At 76.0% G+C, this 17,692-nt stretch carries 12 protein-coding genes; 3 read left to right on the forward strand and 9 right to left on the reverse strand.

The window, feature by feature from the left end:
• The first annotated feature begins 242 nt into the window (after window positions 1-242).
• On the forward strand, window positions 243-1,409 hold the full coding sequence (locus tag ACWGB8_RS33570) for a 4-hydroxybenzoate 3-monooxygenase (RefSeq protein ID WP_452217439.1): 1,167 nt from the start codon (window positions 243-245) through the stop codon (window positions 1,407-1,409).
• A 122-nt stretch (window positions 1,410-1,531) separates the two neighbouring features.
• A complete protein-coding gene (locus ACWGB8_RS33575) occupies window positions 1,532-3,235 on the forward strand; it encodes a methyltransferase (RefSeq protein WP_452217429.1) in 1,704 nt (567 codons plus the stop codon).
• Between the two features lie 134 nt (window positions 3,236-3,369).
• On the opposite strand, the gene ACWGB8_RS33580 is transcribed toward ACWGB8_RS33575, so the two are convergent.
• The 3 genes from ACWGB8_RS33580 to ACWGB8_RS33590 all read right to left on the reverse strand — a co-directional run bounded on the left by ACWGB8_RS33580 (window position 3,370) and on the right by ACWGB8_RS33590 (window position 10,009).
• On the reverse strand, window positions 3,370-5,931 hold the full coding sequence (locus ACWGB8_RS33580; protein WP_452217440.1) for an FtsX-like permease family protein: 2,562 nt from the start codon (window positions 5,929-5,931) through the stop codon (window positions 3,370-3,372).
• Window positions 5,931-6,710: an ABC transporter ATP-binding protein gene (locus ACWGB8_RS33585; RefSeq protein ID WP_452217430.1), complete on the reverse strand. Its 780-nt coding sequence runs from the start codon at window positions 6,708-6,710 to the stop codon at window positions 5,931-5,933. Before ACWGB8_RS33585 ends, ACWGB8_RS33580 begins: the two co-directional genes overlap by 1 nt.
• 182 nt (window positions 6,711-6,892) lie before the next feature.
• Window positions 6,893-10,009, reverse strand: a complete 3,117-nt coding sequence (locus ACWGB8_RS33590) for an AfsR/SARP family transcriptional regulator (protein WP_452217431.1) — start codon at window positions 10,007-10,009, stop codon at window positions 6,893-6,895.
• Between the two features lie 215 nt (window positions 10,010-10,224).
• On the opposite strand from ACWGB8_RS33590, the gene ACWGB8_RS33595 reads away from it, so the two are divergent.
• Window positions 10,225-11,808, forward strand: coding sequence for a phytoene desaturase family protein (locus tag ACWGB8_RS33595; protein WP_452217432.1), 1,584 nt, complete (start codon window positions 10,225-10,227; stop codon window positions 11,806-11,808).
• Window positions 11,809-11,933: 125 nt separating this feature from the next.
• On the opposite strand, the gene ACWGB8_RS33600 is transcribed toward ACWGB8_RS33595, so the two are convergent.
• From ACWGB8_RS33600 to ACWGB8_RS33625, 6 genes are all read right to left on the reverse strand, one after another.
• Window positions 11,934-12,935, reverse strand: coding sequence for a phospholipase (locus ACWGB8_RS33600; RefSeq protein ID WP_452217433.1), 1,002 nt, complete (start codon window positions 12,933-12,935; stop codon window positions 11,934-11,936).
• 195 nt (window positions 12,936-13,130) lie between these two features.
• Window positions 13,131-13,697 carry a hypothetical protein gene (locus tag ACWGB8_RS33605; RefSeq protein ID WP_452217434.1) on the reverse strand — a complete coding sequence of 189 codons (567 nt, stop codon included), beginning with the start codon at window positions 13,695-13,697 and terminating at the stop codon, window positions 13,131-13,133.
• On the reverse strand, window positions 13,694-15,094 hold the full coding sequence (locus tag ACWGB8_RS33610) for a hypothetical protein (RefSeq protein WP_452217435.1): 1,401 nt from the start codon (window positions 15,092-15,094) through the stop codon (window positions 13,694-13,696). Before ACWGB8_RS33610 ends, ACWGB8_RS33605 begins: the two co-directional genes overlap by 4 nt.
• Window positions 15,091-15,900, reverse strand: a complete 810-nt coding sequence (locus ACWGB8_RS33615) for an ABC transporter ATP-binding protein (protein WP_452217436.1) — start codon at window positions 15,898-15,900, stop codon at window positions 15,091-15,093. The genes ACWGB8_RS33610 and ACWGB8_RS33615 overlap by 4 nt, the downstream gene beginning before the upstream one ends.
• 173 nt (window positions 15,901-16,073) lie before the next feature.
• A complete protein-coding gene (locus tag ACWGB8_RS33620; RefSeq protein ID WP_452217437.1) occupies window positions 16,074-16,931 on the reverse strand; it encodes a zf-HC2 domain-containing protein in 858 nt (285 codons plus the stop codon).
• Window positions 16,928-17,488, reverse strand: coding sequence for an RNA polymerase sigma factor (locus ACWGB8_RS33625; protein ID WP_452217438.1), 561 nt, complete (start codon window positions 17,486-17,488; stop codon window positions 16,928-16,930). Before ACWGB8_RS33625 ends, ACWGB8_RS33620 begins: the two co-directional genes overlap by 4 nt.
• Window positions 17,489-17,692: the final 204 nt, after the last annotated feature.

Raw genomic sequence — 17,692 nt, forward strand, 5'->3', positions numbered from 1 at the left:
CGGCCTCACCAAGTAACACCCCCGGGATACACCCCATCGGGAGCCGCCCCGCACACCCACCGGACCGTGCCCCCACCAGGGCACGGTCCAACGGCATATCCCGACCCTGCGCCCGACCGGCCATGATCCACCGCCCTGGCTGCATACGGGTGAATCCGTCCACTCAACGGGTCCGGCCGCACCTATGATCCACTTCCGTGACGGAGAGTCGAAGCAGCAGAGCGTTATGTGACCGCACCGAGGTGTCCGTCCTCGGCGCCGGCCCGGCCGGGCTGGTGCTCGCGAACCTGCTGCACGCGAGCGGGGTGGACTGCGTCGTCCTGGAGCGGGCCACCCGGGCACAGGTCCTGGCCCGGTCGCGGGCCGGCTTCCTCGCGGCCAACACCGTACGGATCCTGGACCGGCACGGCCTGGCCGAGGGCCTGCACCGGCGCGGCCGGGAGCACTCGACCTGCGAGTTCCGCACCGAGGACGGCCGGTTCCGCCTGGACTACGCCCAGTTGGGCCGCGGCGAGCGGCACACCGTCTACCCGCAGCACGAGCTGGTGACGGATCTGCTCACCCACTACCTGGAGGCCGGCGGCCGGATCCGGTTCGAGACCGAGGCGCTGGCCGTGCACGGCGCGGACGGCGAACGGCCCACCGTCACCGTCCGCGAGCCCGACGGCCGGCCCGGCCGCTGGCAGGCCCGGTACGTCGCCGGGTGCGACGGCCGGCACGGCGCCGCCCGGGGCTCGCTCCCGCCCGGCTCCGTCCGCCGCCACCACCACGACCACGGCGTCTCCTGGCTCGGTGTGCTCGCCGGGGCACCCCCGAGCCTGGACGCCGTCGGCTACGCGGTGCACGGGCGCGGCTTCGCGGGGCACATGGCCCGGACGGCCGAAGTCACCCGCTACTACCTGCAGTTCGAGCGCGGCAGCACCCCCGACGGCTGGTCCGAGGACCGGATCTGGGACGAGCTGGCCCTGCGGCTGCGCGCCGCCGAGTACGGCCCGCTGCGCCGGGGCCGGATCCTCCACCGCGCCCAGGTCGCGCTGGAGTCCGACGTGCTCGAACCCCTGCGCCACGGCTCCCTGTTCCTCGCCGGCGACGCCGCGAGCCTGCTCAGCCCGTCCGCGGCCAAGGGCGCCAACCTCGCGGTGCTGGAAGCCGAGTTGCTCGCCCGCGCCCTGATCGACGACCTCCGCCACGGCGCCCCCGACGGGCTCGCCCGCTACTCGGCGCAGTGCCTGGCCCACATCTGGCGCGCCCAGGACTTCTCCCGGTGGATGGTCCGGCTGCTGCACGCGGCTCCCGGCCCGGACGGCGAGTCGCGGTTCCACGACGCGCTGCGCCGCTCCCGCCTCGAATCGCTGCGCACCTCGCGCAGGTGCCAGGACTGGTTCGCCGAGAACTACGTCGGCGTCTGACCACCGCGCCGGCGCCGGACCACCCGGGCTCCCCCGGGCCACGGAACTCCCCCAGCCCCCTCCCCCAGCCCCCTTCGCCCCCTTCGCCCCCTTCCCGATCACCGGAACGAGGATGCTCCGCCATGCCCACGGCCACCCCCACCCCCACCGACGCCCTCCGTTTACGCGAGACCGTCGACTTCGTCCGCGAGCAGGACGACACCACCCTGCTCTCCCTCCTGCTGCCCGGCCTGGGCGCACCGGAACTGCGCGCGCTGGCGGACCGCTGCCGCTTCTCGCACGCCGCCCGGCTCGTCTTCCCGTCCTCGCCGCAGGAATTGCGCACCTCGCTGGCCGACTGCGGGCTCGACGCGGACGTGGCGCCGCAGCCCAGCGTGGTCGTCCGGCAGCGGCTGGCCTCGCGGCACCGGCGCGACGCCGCCGAACTGGACGTCCGGATCCTGCGCCCGCCGGTGGCCGGGCCGGACGGCGAGCGCCGGACGGTCGAGGTGTTCGCCCTGACCGTGCCGCCGGGTTCGGAACTCACCGCGATCGCCGAGCACGAACGCGCCCGGGACCACGAGGCCCATCTCGCCTTCGAGGTCGAACACCCCGACCCGCTGGTCCTGCACGGCCTGCGCGCGGTCCTGGTACGACACGGCGCGGCCCCCGACGGCGGCGGCTACAACCCGCACGAGGACGGCACGGTCTTCTACTTCACCGCGCCCGCCGAGTCGAAGGCCGGCTACCGGCGGGTGGAGCTCTACGTACCCGGCGAGCACCGGGACGTCCTGGCCGCCCACCTGGACGAGCACCGGATGCGCCGGCCCGCCGAAACGGTCCTGCGCCTGCTGACCGGCGCCTGGACCACCCAGGCCCTGACGGTCTTCGCCGAACTGCGGATCCCCGACGCCATGGGCACGGACGCCCCCACCGGCACCGACGCGCTGGCGCAGGCGGTCGGCGCCGACCCGGAGAGCCTCGCCGCGCTGCTGCGCCACCTCGCGATGCTCGGCCTGGTGGCGACCGACCGGCGCGGCCACCGGCTGACCCCCTCCGGAGCACTGCTGCGCGCGGACACCCCGCACTCGCTGCGACCCCTCGCCCTGCTGTACGGCGGGCCGTTCTACCGCTCCTTCGGCGGCCTGGCGCACACCGTCCGGACCGGGGAGGTCGCCTTCGACCGCCTCTTCGGCGAGAACCACTTCGACCACTTCGCCCGCGACCCCGAACTCGCCGACCTGTTCGACCGGTCGATGGCCGCCGCCTCGCGCATGTTCGAGCCGCTCACCGTGCACCCGGTGGTGACCGCCGCCGCCCGGGTGCCCGGTCCCCGGACGGTCGTCGACGTCGCGGGCGGCAACGGCGAACTGCTCGGCCGGATCCTGGCCGCGCACCCGGGACTCGACGGCGTCCTGCTCGAACGCCCGCACGCCGTCGAGGCCGCCCGCCGCTCCTTCGACGCCGCCGGCCTGGGCGACCGGTGCGCCTACCTGGCGGGCGACTTCGCCGACGTACCGCCGGGCGGCGACGTCTACATCCTCTCCCGGGTGCTGCACGACTGGGACGACGAGCGGTGCCGGGAGATCCTGCGCCACTGCGCCCGCGCGATGCCGGCCCGGGCCGACCTGCTCATCGTCGAGCGCCTGCTGCCCGCCGACGACTCGCCCTCGCTGGCCACCGCGTGGGACCTCCACATGCGGTGCAACGTGGGCGGGCGCGAGCGCACGGCCGACCACTACGCCCGGCTGCTCGCCGATGCCGGGCTCACGCTGGTCGGCCACGCCCCGCTGCCGCTGGAGGGCCGTGTCCTGCACGCCCGCCGGGCCGACCCCGCGGACGGGTAGCCGGCACCCCGCCCCGGCCGACCGGCACCGCCCGGGCCGTTCCCACCCCGGGCCGTCCCCACGCGGCCCGTCCCCGCCCCGGTCAGCCCTCCGGGCCGGCGCCGATCGACCGGCACCGGCCCGGGAGGGCCCCGCTACTGGCGCGCCCCGATGACGTCCGCCGGGCGTCCGGACAGCGCCAGCCGCCCCGGGAGCAGCGTCGCCACCGCGGTGAGGCCGGCCGCGAAGGCCAGCACCCCGAGGTACGTCCACGGGTCGATCCGGGGCGCCGCGGCCCCGGTCATGCCGAGGCTGAACGCGGTCAGGACCGCGAGCGCGACGGCGGTGCCGATCGTCGCGGCGACCAGGAGGACCAGGGCCGCCTCGATCCGCAGCACGCCCATCACCTGCCGGCGGGTGGTCCCGACCAGCCGGAGCAGGGCGAACTCGCGCCGCCGTTCGGACACCGACACGGCGAGCGTGTTCACCACGGCGATCGCGGTGAAGGCCAGCACGAGGCCCATCGCGACGTAGTTGACCTCCGCGTTGGACCGCTGGACCTCCGCCCGGAGGTCCGCGACCTGGTCGCGGTCCAGCACGCCGACGCCGGGCAGGCCGCCGACGGCCCGCTGCAGCTCGGCCCGGCCGGCCGCGCCGTCGCCCGCGGTGCGGACCAGCAGGGCGGCCGACAGCGGGTTGTCGACGTACGGCGCGACCACGGCCCGGCTCATCGTCAGGTCCCCGAAGCCGAGGCCGCGCCGGTAGACGGCGACCACGTCCAGTTCGACCGGCGTGCCGTCGCCGAGGGTCAGCGCCAGCCGGTCGCCCGGCCGCTTCCCGAGGTCCGCCGCCGCCACCTCGCTGAGCGCCAGGCTGCGTGCACCGAAGCCGTCCAGGGTGCCGGCGGTGACGTCCGGGTCCCAGGTGCGGGTGAGGCCCTCGGGGGTCACACCCTGGGCGGGGTACTTCGCCAGGTCCACCCGGACCGAGGTCCGGACGACCTCGGTCACCGTCGTGACGCCGGGGACGGCGCGCAGCCGTTCGGCGGCCTCCTCGGGCACCCCGGGGCCGGCCGAGGCGACCACCCAGTCCGCCGTGCTGCCGTCCCGGGCCTGGGCGGTGGCCGCCGCGCCGAGGGTGGTCGGGACGAACAGCACGGTGCAGGCCATGGCGATCAGGAGGGTCAGCGGGGTGACGGCGGCGGCCACCCGGGTGGCGTTGGCCCGGGTGTTGGCCGCGGCGAGGTGGCCGCCGACCGGGGAGAGCCGCAGTGGCAGCGTGAGCACGGCGGTCGCGGTCCGGGCGATCGTCGGGCCGAGCAGTGCGACCGCCACCGCGAGGACCACGACGGCCAGGAAGGTCACCGGGGTCGAGGCGGGCTCGGAGTGCAGCGTGGAGAGGACCGCGACCAGGACGGCCCCGCCGAGCAGCAGGACGACCCCTGCGGCGAGCCGGCCGCGGGCGGTGCCGGGCCGCTCGACGGCGGCCTCGCGCAGGGCCTCGGCCGGCCGGATCCGCGCGGTGCGGCGCACCGCGATCCGGGCCGCCGCCCAGCCGCCGAGCAGTGCGGCCCCCGTGGCCGCGAGGAACGGCGCGACGCCGTAGGTCAGCCGGAGGGTTTCCGGGACGGCCCCGAAGCCGACGAACCGCCGGTACAGCCAGTGCGCGACCGGCAGGCCCGCGAACGCCCCGGGCACCCCGGCGAGCAGCCCCACCAGGAGGGCCTCGCGGCCGATCAGCCGCCGGATCTGCCGGGGTGTCGCGGCGATCACGCGCAGCAGGGCGAGTTCGCGGTAGCGCTGTTGGACGGTCAGGGCGAAGGTCCCGGTCACCACCAGGATCGCGACGAGCAGCGAGGTGCCGCCGATCGCACCGCCCAGCGAGACCAGCTTGATCCGGGCCCTGGACGCGTCCGCGAACTCGACCGGGCCGCGCTCGCCGCCGGTGGCCACCCGGGCGGTGGTCCCGGCGAGTGCCGCGCGCACCCGGGCGGCGAGGTCGGCGGTGGTGACGCCCGTCTCGGGGAGGACGCCGACGGCCGCGACCAGACCGGGGCGGGCGGCGAGCCGTTCGGCCTCGGCGTCGGCGAAGAACAGCGTGGTCTGCTGCCCGAGGTCGCCGCCGGCCGGCGCGGCGATGCCGCTCACCCGGTAGGTGCGCGGGGAGCCGGTCGACTGGACGGTCAGCTCGGCCCCGGGCCGCAGTCCGGCGCGGCCGGCGAGTTCCCGGTCGACGACGACCTCGTCGGCGCCGGCCGGGGCCGCGCCCGCGACCAGCGCGAACGGGGTGAGCGGGGCGGAGGTCCAGGCGTGTCCGTACGAGGGCCGGCCGTCGACGCCGGGGAGCACCCGCCCCTGCGGGGTCACCGCGTGCGCGGGGAAGGTGAGTTCGGGGAGCGCGGCCCGTACCCCGGGCAGCGCGGCGAGCCGGTCCGCGGTGGCGGCGGGCAGCCAGGCGCGTTCGGCGAGCGGCTTCTCCTTGTGCTTGCTCTTGGTCTTCCCGCCCTTGTCCGTGACGGTGACCCGGTGGACGTTCGGGTCGCCGCCGACGACCACCGGCGCCCCGGCGTACCGCTCGGTGCCGATGGTGCCCCGCAGGCCGGTCTCCAGCAGGATGCCGCAGGCCGTGACGAGCGCGGCGGCGCAGAACAGGGCGAGGAAGGCCCCCGCGAAGGCGCCCCGCCGGGCGCGCAGGGTCTGCAGCGCGTAGCCGAGCATCAGGCCCACGCTCCCAGGTGGGTCATCCGGTCCGCGACCCGGTCGGCGGTCGGCGCCTGCATGCGGTCCGCGATCCGGCCGTCGGCGAGGAAGAGCACGGTGTCGGCGAAGGAGGCGGCGACCGGGTCGTGGGTGACCATGACCACCGTCCGGCCGGCCTCGTCCACGCAGGAGCGCAGCAGGGTGAGCACCTCCTTGGCGGTCACCGTGTCCAGGGCGCCGGTGGGTTCGTCGCCGAAGACGACGTCGGGGCGGGTGACCAGGGCGCGGGCGATCGCCACCCGCTGCTGCTGGCCGCCGGACAGTTCGGCGGGGCGGTGTCCGGCGCGGCCGGCCAGGCCGACCCGCCCGAGGATCTCCTCCAGCCAGGCCGGGTCGAGGCGCTCGCCGGCCAGCCGCAGCGGCAGCTCGATGTTCTGGCGCACCGACAGGGCGGGGATCAGGTTGAACGCCTGGAAGACGAAGCCGATCCGGCGGCGGCGCAGGGCGGTCAGCCGGGTCTCGTCCAGGCCGGCGAGTTCGGTGCCGCCGAGGGTGACGGAGCCGCGGGTCGGGGCGTCCAGGCCGGCGGCGCAGTGCAGGAAGGTCGACTTGCCGGATCCGGAGGGGCCCATGACGGCGGTGAACGAGCCGTGGTCGATGTCGACGGAGACGCCGTCGAGGGCCCGGACGGCCCGGGCGCCCCGGCCGTACTCCTTCACGACGCCGTCCAGGCGCAGCGCGGGGTGGCCCGGGGTGTGCGCGCCGTCCGGTCGGCGGTTGTCGGTGGCGGTGCTCATGCCCGTACCGCCGTACGGGGCGCGGGGGTTCCGGGCACGGGGGTTCCGGGCGGGGTGGTTCGGGGCGGGGCGGGGGTGTACGCGGTTGCGCCGGTCCTGGGTGTCATCGCAATCTCCACAACGTCGCGGTTCGACTCTGCGACGACGCTAGGGAGCGGCGTTATCGGGTCCGTATCGCGCGGTTAAACCGCGGCTTCCCGTTCCCCCGGGCCGATCGCGTCCGCCGGGTCCAGCGGGGCACGGTCCGGCGCCGCGCGGTCCAGCGCCGCGCGGTCCAGCGCCGCGCGGTCCAGCGCCGCGCGGGCCTTCGCCTCCCAGGGCGGGGAGCCGATGCCGAGGAACAGGTCGAGCGCGGTGGCCAGGTGCGCCCGCCCGTCGGCCACCCGGCCGTCCGCGCAGCGGAGTTCGCCGAGGGCCAGCCGGATCTGGGCCTCGACCATCGGGCTTCCGGTACGGCGGGCGGTCTCCAGGGCCTCCAGCAGGGTCTGCTCGGCCGGTTCGACCGCACCGGCCCGGAGGCGGGTCTCGGCGAGGCCCAGCAGCGTGTACGAGAGTCCGAGCAGGTCGCAGTTCTCCCGGACGATCTCCAGGGCCCGGGTGAACTCGATCTCGGCGGTCTCCAGGTGGCCGAGATCGAGATGGGCGCCGGCCAGCCGGTGCCGGGCCTGGGCCAGGTTGCGGCGCAGTCCGCCGAGTCCCTCGCAGACCCGGACGGCCTGCCGGGCGAGGTCGACCGCCTCCTCCGGCCGTCCCTGGTCCACGGCGCACTGCGCCAGGCTCTGCAGGGCGTAGGCCTCGCTGGAACGGTCACCGACCGCCCGGAGCGCCGGGAGGGCCTCCCGCAGCCGCTGCTCGGCGCGCCCGTACGCGCCCCGGATGCGGTCGACCAGGGCGAGGCCGTTGAAGGTGAGCGCCCGGCCGAAGGCGTCGCCCTCGGACTCGAACAGCTCCACCGCGCGCAGGTAGTGGCGGTTCGCCTCGTCGAGCCGGCGCAGCCGCAGGTTCGCCGAGCCGAGCTCGATCTCCATCGCCGCCTCGCCGCGCACACTGCCGGCGGCGCGGGCCGCCGCCAGGGCGGTCGCGCTGCACCGCTGCCAGTCCTCCAGGTAGCTGCGCGCGGTGAAGAGCGTCTCCATCGAGGCCGCCAGTTCCCACGACACCTCGCCCAGGCCCATCCGGGCCGTCTGCTCCACGGCGGCGACCAGCGAGAGCCGCTCCGCCTCGAACCACTGCAGCGGGACGGCCAACAGCTCGTCCAGCAGCGCGGGTTCGAGGTCGCGGCGCGGGGTGGTCCCGCGGATGGTGGCGAAGTCGCCGCCGTACTCGCGGTGCCGGACCCGGTCGGCGATGCCCAGGAAGGTGCGGAAGTAGCGTGTGCAGGCGGCGACCCGCTCCTCCTCGGGCTCCTCCGCGCGGGCCAGCTCGGCCGCGTACAGCCGCACCAGGTCGTGGAAGCGGTAGCGCAGCTGGCCGGTGCCGTCGACGCCGACGACCTGGAGGAACTGGGTGTCCACCAGGTGTTCCACAAGCCGCTCCGCCTCCGGCACGCCGGTGTCCAGCAGCGCGGCGCCGGCCCACGCGGTGAAGTCGGGGGCGTCGAGCAGCCCGAGCAGCCGGTAGAGCCGGGCGGCGTCCGGGGGCAGGTAGCGGTAGCTGAGTGCGAAGCTGGCCCGGACCTGCGCCTCGCCCTGGCTCAACTCGTCCAGCCGGCGCCGCTCGTCGCCGAGGCGGCCGGCCAGGTGCCGGACCGTCCAGTGCGGTTTGGACGCCAGGCGGGCGGCGGCGATCCGCAGGGCGAGCGGCAGCCGGTCGCACAGCCGGGCCAGGTGCGCCGCGTCCTCGGGCGCCTCCAGCAGGCGGGCCCGGCCGACGATCCGTTCCAGCAGTTCGACGGACTCCTCCTGGGGCAGCAGCCCGAGCCGGACCCGGGCCGACTGCGGCCAGGCCACCAGCCCCTCCAGCTGGTCCCGGCTGGTGACCAGGACGGTGCAACCGCCGCCGCCCGGCAGCAGGGGCCGCAGCTGCGCGACGGTCCGGACGTTGTCGAGGACCAGCAGGACCCGTCGGCCGGTCAGCACGCTGCGGTAGAGGGCGATGCGCTCCTCCGTCCCGCTCGGGACGGCGTCGCCCTCCACGCCGAGGGAGCGCAGGAACCGGCCTAGGACCTCGTCGGCCGCGGTCGGTGCGTGCTGCTCGTCGTAGCCGCGCAGGTCGGCGAAGAGCGTGCCGTCCGGGAAGCGGTCCCGCATCCGGTGGGCCCAGCGGACGGCGAGGCCGGTCTTGCCCACTCCGGCGACGCCGGTGACCAGGCCCACGGTCGGCGCGGGCGCCGCGCCGTCCTGCTCCGCCACCAGCGTGTCGAGGGCGGCGAGTTCGTCGGAGCGGCCGGCCCAGCCGGGGACGTCCGGCGGCAGTTCGGAGGGCACCGGCACACCGGGCGCCGCCGTCCGCCGCGGCGGCTCCCGGTCGGGTCCGGCCGCCGGGGCGGGGCCTGCCGCAGCGGCGGGGCGCACGGGTTGCGACGTCGCCGCCTCCGGGAGCAGGGCCGGGTCGTCGCGCAGGATCGCCTCGTTCAACGCCCGCAGTTCGGGGCCGGGTTGGACGCCGAGTTCGTCGATGAACCGGCGGCGGGCCTCCCGGAAGCCCGCCATCGCCTCGGCGCGCCGGCCGGAGCGGTACTGCGCGAGGATCAGGTGGTGGCGGGTCCGTTCGCGCAGCGGGTGCTCGCGGACCCGCACCGCCAGTTCGGGCAGCAGCTGCCGGTGCCGGCCGAGCGCGAGCCGGACGTCGGTCAGCGCCTCCTGCACGGTGAGCCGCACCTCCTCCCAGCGGGCCGCCTCGACCTCCACCCGCTGGCCGCGGACCCCGGCGAGGGCCGGGCCCCGCCAGAGCGCGAGCGCCTCGGCGTAGGCGTGCTCCGCGTCCGCGGTGCGGCCCTCGCGGACGGCGGCCTCCGCGTCGGCGACCCGGGCGGTGAAGACGGCGCTGTCGAGGATGTGTCCGTCGAGCTGCAGCCGGTAGCCGGGGTGGACGGTGGCGATGACCTCCTCGTCCACGCCCTCGCGGCCGAGTGCCTTGCGCAGCGCGGCGACGACGATGGCGACCTGGGTGCGCGCACTGCCGGGCGGGTTGCCGTTCCAGATGACGTCGACCAGGGTGTCGGTCGCCACCACGCGTCCGGGCTCCAGGAGCAGGACGGCCAGGACCGTACGCTGGCGGGCCCCCGCGATCGCCACGGCTCTGCTGCCGGCCGTGACCGACAGCGGCCCGAGTATTCCGAAGCCCAGTGGCTCGCCCATGTGTTCTCCCCCGTCGCCGGCGACGGCCCGCCGGCATGATCACTGTAGCGACCCGCCGCCCGGACCAGGCCGGGAGTCCGCGGGGCGGACCGCGGGACGGCACCGGTGCCGAGGGGTCCGCGGACGGGCCGGGAGCGTCGGGTGGCCGGCCCCCACGGCCGCCGATCACCCGCAGGACCGTTCCCCGGTGGCCCGCCGTGGCGTAGCGTGGCCGGATGGCTACGAACGCGTCATCCCGGCACGACGTCGTGATCGTCGGCGGCGGGCACAACGGGCTGGTCGCCGCGGCGTACCTCGCCCGGGCCGGCCTCCGGGTGCTCGTCCTCGAACGGCTGCCGCAGGTCGGCGGGGCGGCGGTGTCGACCCGGGTCTTCGACGGGGTCGACGCCCGGCTGTCGCGCTACTCGTACCTGGTGAGCCTGCTGCCCCGCACGGTGGTGCGGGACCTCGGCCTGCGCCTCGAACTGCGCCGCCGCCGGATCTCCTCCTACACCCCCGCCGTCCGGGACGGGAGGCCCACCGGCCTGCTGGTGGACGCCGCCGACCCCGCGCGCACCCGCGCGTCGTTCCGGGCCCTGACCGGCGCGGACCGCGAGTGGGAGGCCTGGCAGCGCTTCTACGGGACGACCGCCCGGCTCGCCGAACGGGTCTTCCCCACCCTCACCGAACCGCTGCCCACCCGCACCGCGCTGCGCCGACGGATCGCGGACGACGCCGCCTGGGAGGCGTTCTTCGAACGGCCGCTCGGCGAGACCGTCGAACGGACCTTCACCGACGACCTGGTCCGCGGGGTCGTGCTGACGGACGCCCTGATCGGCACCTTCAGCCACGCCCACGACCCCTCCCTCCGGCAGAACCGCTGCTTCCTCTACCACGTGATCGGCAACGGCACCGGCGACTGGGACGTCCCGGTCGGCGGCATGGGCGCGCTGACCGCCGCCCTGGCCGGGGCCGCCACCGCGGCCGGCGCGGAGATCCGCACCGACTGCGAGGTCACCGCCGTCGCCACCGACGGCACCGGGGCGCCCGAGGTGACGTACCGCCACCGGGACGGCGAGGCGACGGCGGTGGGCCGCCGGGTCCTGGTGAACGCCGCCCCGGCCGTCCTGGACCGGCTGCTCGGCGAGCCGCCCGGGCCGGGACCGGCACCGGAGGGCGCCCAGCTCAAGGTCAACATGGTGCTGCGCCGCCTGCCGCGGCTCCGGGACACCGCGGTCGACCCAAGGGACGCCTTCGCCGGGACCTTCCACATCGCCGAGGGCTACCGGCAGTTGGAGACCGCGTACGCCGAGGCGCAGGCCGGCCGGGTGCCCACCGCGCCGCCGTCCGAGATCTACTGCCATACCCTGACCGACCCGTCCATCCTCGGTCCGGAGGCGGTCCGGCAGGGCTACCAGACCCTCACCCTGTTCGGCCTGCACATGCCCGCCCGGCTGTTCACCGACCCGAGCGCCCGGGACCGCGCCCTGACCGCGAGCCTCGCCCGGCTCGACGCCGTCCTCGCCGAACCGATCGCCGACTGCCTCGCCACCGACGCCGCCGGCCGCCCCTGCGTGGAGGCCAGGACCCCGCTGGACCTGGAGCGGGAGATCGGCCTCCCCGGCGGCCACATCTTCCACCGGGACCTCGCCTTCCCCTTCGCCGCCGACGAACCGGTCGGCCCCGCCGCCCGCTGGGGCGTCGCCACCGCCCACCCGGACGTCCTCCTCTGCGGCGCCGGAGCCGTCCGCGGCGGCGGCGTCAGCGGCATCCCCGGCCACAACGCCGCCCGCGCGGTCCTGGAGGAACTGAAGCCGTAGCGCCCACCGTCCGTCCGAACCCGCTGCCGCGCTGCTCCGGCCCGCTGCCCCGTGCCCGGCGGGGCGGGGCGGGGCGGACCACGGCCGTGACCGCGGCCCGGCCCGCCGGGCCGACGCGACGCCGGCTACCGGAACAGGCGGTCGGCGCCGGTGGCCATGCGGTGCGTCCCGCCGTGCCGGTTCACCCAGTCGCGGACCAGGGCGACGGCGTTGCGGCACTGCCAGCTGTTGTCGTACTCGCGCACGCCGGTGAACGCGCCGTAGCCCGCGATGATGCCGTCCACCCGCCCGTCGCCCAGCAGCTTGTCGACGTACCAGGGGTCGTTGTACGTGGTCGTCCAGGAGAAGGTCGCCGCGAGCCGGCCGGCGTCCCGGTCCGCCGCACCCTTCCTCAGCTCAGCACACGTGTTGTAGCCGGCCTCCGTGCAGTTGCCGAACCCCTTGGTGATGTCGCTGTCGCCGTAGTCCATCACCCGGCGCCCCGCCGGGAACCCGGAACCGGACCGGTTGAAGGCGTTGGTGACCTGGTCGCGGGTCCCGGTCGTGGTGATGCCCTCCAGGGGGCCGAGCCGGCCCTCCAGGCTCTTCCAGCCCCGGCCGCCGACGTCCGGCGTGCTGCCGCCGTGGTACTCGTAGAAGCCGTACAGCACCTGGATCCCGGCGGCCGTCAGCCGCTGCGCCCTGTCGCGCAGTCCGGCGACGCTGCAGGTGCGGTTCGGCTGCTCCCCGCAGTAGTTCGGGTCCTTGATGTCCAGCCAGACCAGCGCCAGCCGGCGACCTGCGTCGGCGCGGGCGACGATGCGGTCGACCATGGCGTCGAAGCCGGGGCCCAGCCGGTTGTCGCCGGCCGAGGAGCAGTCGTGCCAGGCGCGCCACTCGTTCGGGTTCCACCAGGCGCAGACGTCGATCTCGATGCTGTTGGCGCCGTGGTCGAGCGCGGCGTCCACGCCTTCCGGGGTGTTGACCCGGTGCGCGATCGCGTAGATCGGGTGCCGCTGGTCGGCCGCCGCCGCTGCCGCCGGGGTCACACCGACCGCGGTGGCGCCGACGAGCGCGCACAGGGCCGCGATCAGCGCCGGTATCGTCCGCGCCCGCCGGTGGGCGGCGCGCCTGAGGTGTGTGGTCAAGAAGCACACTCCTTCATGTCGGTGTCCAGTCAAACGGGACCACGGAGTCGATCGGTCGTGCCCAGTCTGTCCCGCCCGGGGCGGGGCGCGCGAGGCACTCGGTCGAATCTCGGCCACCTGCCGTTCGCCCCCGACCGGTTGACGGCTGACGGAACGAAGGGCGCGGGCGGCCGCTGGGCGCACGGCTCCTGCCCGCTACCACCTCGGGCCTGCGGCGGCGTACAGCAGGGTGCCGGTCACCAGCAGGGCCCACGCCGTCCCGGTGGACGCCGCCGTCCCGGGCGAAGCGATCAGCCAGTGGAGCACCTCTCCCGTGGTGCCGCCCGGCATCGGGACGAGGAGGACGAGCGCGAGCCAGCCGGTCGGCAGGGTCCACGCGAAGTGCGCCCCGAACAGCGCCGCCCCGAGCGCGGCCAGGCCGACCAGGCCCGCGGCGTCCCGCACGACGAGCTCCGCGGGCGCGAGCCGCGTCCCTCCCCCCTGCGCCGCCAGCAGCGCCGCACCGGCGGACGCCCCGACCAGCAGCACGTGCGCCGCCCGCCGGGGAGCCCACCGGATCGCGGCCGTCCGCTCCAGCGCGACGTCCCGCCCGCCGAGCCCCACCGACCCGGCCGCCACGTTCGCGGCGAGGACCAGGACCGCCAGCCCCAACCCCACCGGCCCCGGGCCGGTCAGCGCCCGCACCGCCAGTGCGACGAGCACCAGCGCGGCGGCCGAGGTCGGCACCCGGCGCGAACGCGCGTACAGCACCAGCCACCTCATCGCGCCGCCTCCCCCGCCAGCACCGGCAGCCGGTCGTACCCCGTGCAGGAGAGCGAGGCGGCCCGCAGGTCGACGATCCGCGCGCGCTGCTCGGCCGGCCGCAGCGCCGTCAGGGCCTGCCACGCCGCGTCGGCCTCCGCCCACACCTGCAGCGCGTACGCGTCGCGGCCCCGCTCCTCCAGCGGCCGAAGCCCCGAGTCGTGCAGGGCCCAGCTCACGGCGACGCTCTGCGCGGCGACGTCGCCGCGACCCCCGCCCTCCCGGTCGTCGTTCCCGTGGCAACTCGGCGCCAGCCCCTGGGCGATCAGCGCACGGGTCAGCTCCCCGCCCGACGCACCGGCGAGCACCCGGTCGTCGAAGTCGACCAGGACCGCGTCGGCGGAGAGCCGGCGCGGTTCGCCGAGCGCGCGCAGGCCCGTGTCCTCGCGCACCGCGGTCGGCGCCCGGTCGCCCAGCACCTCGTGCAGCACCCGCAGCGCCTCCGTGCCGCGCAGCGCGAGCTCGGGCAGGCGCGCGCGGTTCGCCTGCGTCACGCACACCGGTCCGTCGCACACCGAGGCGGCGGCGGCCCGGTCGACGACCCAGCTGTCCCGCGGTTCGGCCGGCAGGACCGGCAGGGCCAGGGCCGCACCCGCCAGCACGGGGACCACCGCGAGCAGCCGGGCCCGCAGGCTGACCGCCGCCAGCAGCGCGAAGCCGGTGGCGAGCAGGCCGAGCAGCCAGAGCGCCTGGCCGAGATGCACCGAACCGGCCAGCGTCAGCAGCATCTCCCGCGGCTCCGCGGTCACCGGCGACAGCAGGGCCAGGCGGTTCGGCCCCGTGCTCGACGGCAGCACCCCTTCACTGCTCGGCCGAAGCAGCAGGCTCGTCAGCATCAGGGAGAGCACCACCAGGGCCGGCGGCGTGAGGACGTACGGCAGCGCCCGCGCGACACCCATGCCGAACACCGCCCCCGCGACCAGGGCCAGCGCCGCCACCAGCGAGATCGGCACCCAGTGGAAGGACGTGTAGGCGGTCGGACCCAGGGCCACCTGCACCCCGCCGACAAGGACCAGGAGGCCGAAACCCGACGCCACCGCGAGCGCGATCGCACCGGCCGGCAGCGCCGCCCGGCGCCAGGCCGGCAGCGGCGTGGTCGACAGCAGTTCGGCCATCCGCGAGCGGGACTCGCGCAGCCCGTACACCGCCCCCATGCCCACCACGAGCGGCCACCAGAATCCCAGCAGGTACCGGACCCACAGGGCCATCGAGGTCCACTGGGCCGTCCACCCCGCGGTGCCCCGCCACCAGACCCCGTCGATCAGGCAGAGGATCGCCAGGCTGCCGCCCAGCACGACGACTCCGGCCCACGGGGCGACGGAGCGCTTCAGTTCGATGCGCAGGACTCGTGCGGTCACCAGCTGCCTCCCGGCTGCCCGGAGGTACGGAGGAGCGCCGAGTAGCCGCGCTCCAGGGGGCTGTCGCCCGGATGGTCGGGGCTGCCCGCCGCGGCCAGGTCGTCCGGGGTGCCCTGGAAGACGAGCCGGCCGTCGGCGAACAGCACCACGTCGGAGCAGGCCGCCGCGACGTCCTCCACCAGATGGGTGGAGACGACCACACAGGTGTCGCGGCCGAGCTCCTGCAGCAGTTCGCGGAAGCGCAGCCGCTGCGCCGGGTCCAGGCCGGCCGTCGGCTCGTCCAGCAGCAGCACCGCGGGGTCGTTGACGATCGCCTGGGCGATACCCGCCCGCCGCACCATGCCGCCGGACAGGGTCTTCATCCGGTGGTCCGCACGGTCCGCCAGGCCCACCCGTTCCACCGCCCGCTGGACGGCCCCGGGGACGTCCGCCTTCGGAACCTCCTTCAACCAGGCCATGTACTCCACGAACTCACGCACCGTGAAGCGCTTGTAGTAGCCGAAGTCCTGCGGCAGGTAGCCGATCCGGCGGCGCAGGGCCCGGCGGTCGCCCGGCCCGCCCACGGAGGTGCCGAGCAGCTCCAGTTCGCCCCCGGCCGGGCGGAGCACGGTCGCCAGCGCCCGGATCAGGGAGGTCTTGCCCGCCCCGTTGGGCCCCAGCAGGCCGTGGGCGCCGATGCCCAGCGAGAGGTCGAGCCCGTCGACGGCCATCGTGCTCCGTCCGACCCGTACTCGCAGGCCGCTCGCCCGGATCTCCCAGGCATAGGTCTTGGGCGCGATGTCGGCCGCGCTCGTGGTGGGTGTCATGCGGTGGTCCCTCTCGGGGGTCGACGATGGTTCGGAGTCGTGGGTGCGCGCTACTGAGGGCGCGCCGCAGCGGCGGGTGGTGGGTACGCGTTGCGGCGGGCATGCCGCAGCGGTGGGTACGCCGGTCGTCGGGCGGTGTGTTCGGTACGTCGGGTAGGCGTCGGCCCCGGGCGTCACAGCGCCGAGTAGGCGCTCCGGCGGGCGATCACGGCGCCGATCCCGAGCGCGAGCAGCAGCCCCCAGGCCGGCAGCCGGTCCGGCTGCAGGACGTACTGGAGAGCGGCGGGTACCCGGCCGGTGGCCCACGCGGGCAGCACGGCGAGGGCGCCCCAGCCGGCCAGCAGCCCGGCGGCGGCGCGGGTCACGCCGACGACGCTGCCCAGTGCCAGCGCGGTGGAGGTGAGCGCCAGGGACGGCAGCAACCACTGGGCGGCCGTCACGGTCCCGGTCAGCCATCCCCCCACCAGGAGTGCGGGCAGGACCACCAGCAGGACCGCCGTGGTGCGCCGGAGGAGCAGCGGCAGGCCGGCCCGGGCCGTCGACGCCGTCAGTTCGTGCGCCGGGTCCAGGCCGCGCGACCAGGAGGCGGCGACCCCGCACAGCGGCAGCACGGGCGCGATCGGCAACACGGCCGAGGCGTCGCCGAGGAACACCGGTGACGCGACCGCGTCCAGCAGCAGCGCCGTCAGCGTGACCAGCACGGTCATGGCCAGCCACGGGGCCATGACCGGCGTCAGCCAGGCCGTGACCCACCGCGGTCGGCGCCCGCGCCACACCGCCCCGAAAGCAGCGGGCCGCCGGGGCTCCGCGTCCAACCGGGCATCCAGACCGACCCGGACGTCCTCGACGAGCGCGGCGATGCCGGGTGCTGCGCCGGTTGCCGAGTCGGCCACCGAGGCGGCCAGCAGGCCCCGGCACGGTGCACACGTCTCCAGGTGGGCCTCCAGCGCCCACACCGTGTCCACGGCCATCGTGGCGTCACCACGTGCGTAGTCGTCGATCAACCGCCTCGACGCGTGTTCCCCGCTCATGCCAGCGCCTCCCGCATCGCGATCCGGGCCCGGCGGGCACGGGTCTTGACCGTGCCTTCGGGCAGTCTGAGCAGCACGGCGGTCTCCCGGACGGAGAGCCCGTCGAGCACCGTCGCCTGCAGCACCTCGCGGAGTTCCGGCGCCAGCCGCCGCAGGGCGTCGCCGACGTCCCCGCCGACGGTCCCGGCGAGCGCCTCGTCCTCCGCCGCGGGGACGACCGCCATGACGGCGGCGGCGACCGGAGGTTCGGCGTGGTGGGCGCGGCGTCGGAACGCGTCGACCAGTCGGCGCGCCGCGATCGTCCACAGCCACCCGACGGCCGTCCCGCCGACCGCACTCCCGGCGAACGCGCCGGCCGCGCGCCACACCGCCAGATAGGTCTCCTGCATGACCTCGGCGACGATCTGCTCGTCCGCACAGCGGCGCCGCAACCGCACCGCCAGCCACGGCGACGTACGCCGGTACAGCTCGTCGAACGCCGCGCGGTCACCCCTGGCGACCAGCCGGACGAGGCGTTCCTCGTCCAGCTCGTCCCATGCTCTCCTGCGTGATCTCACACCAGCCAGACGCCCGATCCGGCGCCCGGGTTCTACATTCGGCGTGACCTGCGTCACAGCTGTTCTGCCCGTTCCACTGATCCCGACCGCACCCCGCGGCCATTTCGCTCCGGAAACGCAGAAAACCCCCGATCCGTGACGGATCGGGGGTCTCCCACAATGATTGTTCGGCGGCGTCCTACTCTCCCACAGGGTCCCCCCTGC

The sequence above is a fragment of the Kitasatospora sp. NPDC054939 genome, from assembly GCF_053610105.1.

Coding starts and splice junctions, on each gene's coding strand:
- ACWGB8_RS33605 (WP_452217434.1), bottom strand. CDS start 13,697: ATGAGGTGGCTGGTGCTGTACGCGCGTTCGCGCCGGGTGCCGACCTCG.
- ACWGB8_RS33580 (WP_452217440.1), bottom strand. CDS start 5,931: ATGCTCGGCTACGCGCTGCAGACCCTGCGCGCCCGGCGGGGCGCCTTC.
- ACWGB8_RS33575 (WP_452217429.1), top strand. CDS start 1,532: ATGCCCACGGCCACCCCCACCCCCACCGACGCCCTCCGTTTACGCGAG.
- ACWGB8_RS33595 (WP_452217432.1), top strand. CDS start 10,225: ATGGCTACGAACGCGTCATCCCGGCACGACGTCGTGATCGTCGGCGGC.
- ACWGB8_RS33620 (WP_452217437.1), bottom strand. CDS start 16,931: ATGAGCGGGGAACACGCGTCGAGGCGGTTGATCGACGACTACGCACGT.
- ACWGB8_RS33615 (WP_452217436.1), bottom strand. CDS start 15,900: ATGACACCCACCACGAGCGCGGCCGACATCGCGCCCAAGACCTATGCC.
- ACWGB8_RS33585 (WP_452217430.1), bottom strand. CDS start 6,710: ATGAGCACCGCCACCGACAACCGCCGACCGGACGGCGCGCACACCCCG.
- ACWGB8_RS33590 (WP_452217431.1), bottom strand. CDS start 10,009: ATGGGCGAGCCACTGGGCTTCGGAATACTCGGGCCGCTGTCGGTCACG.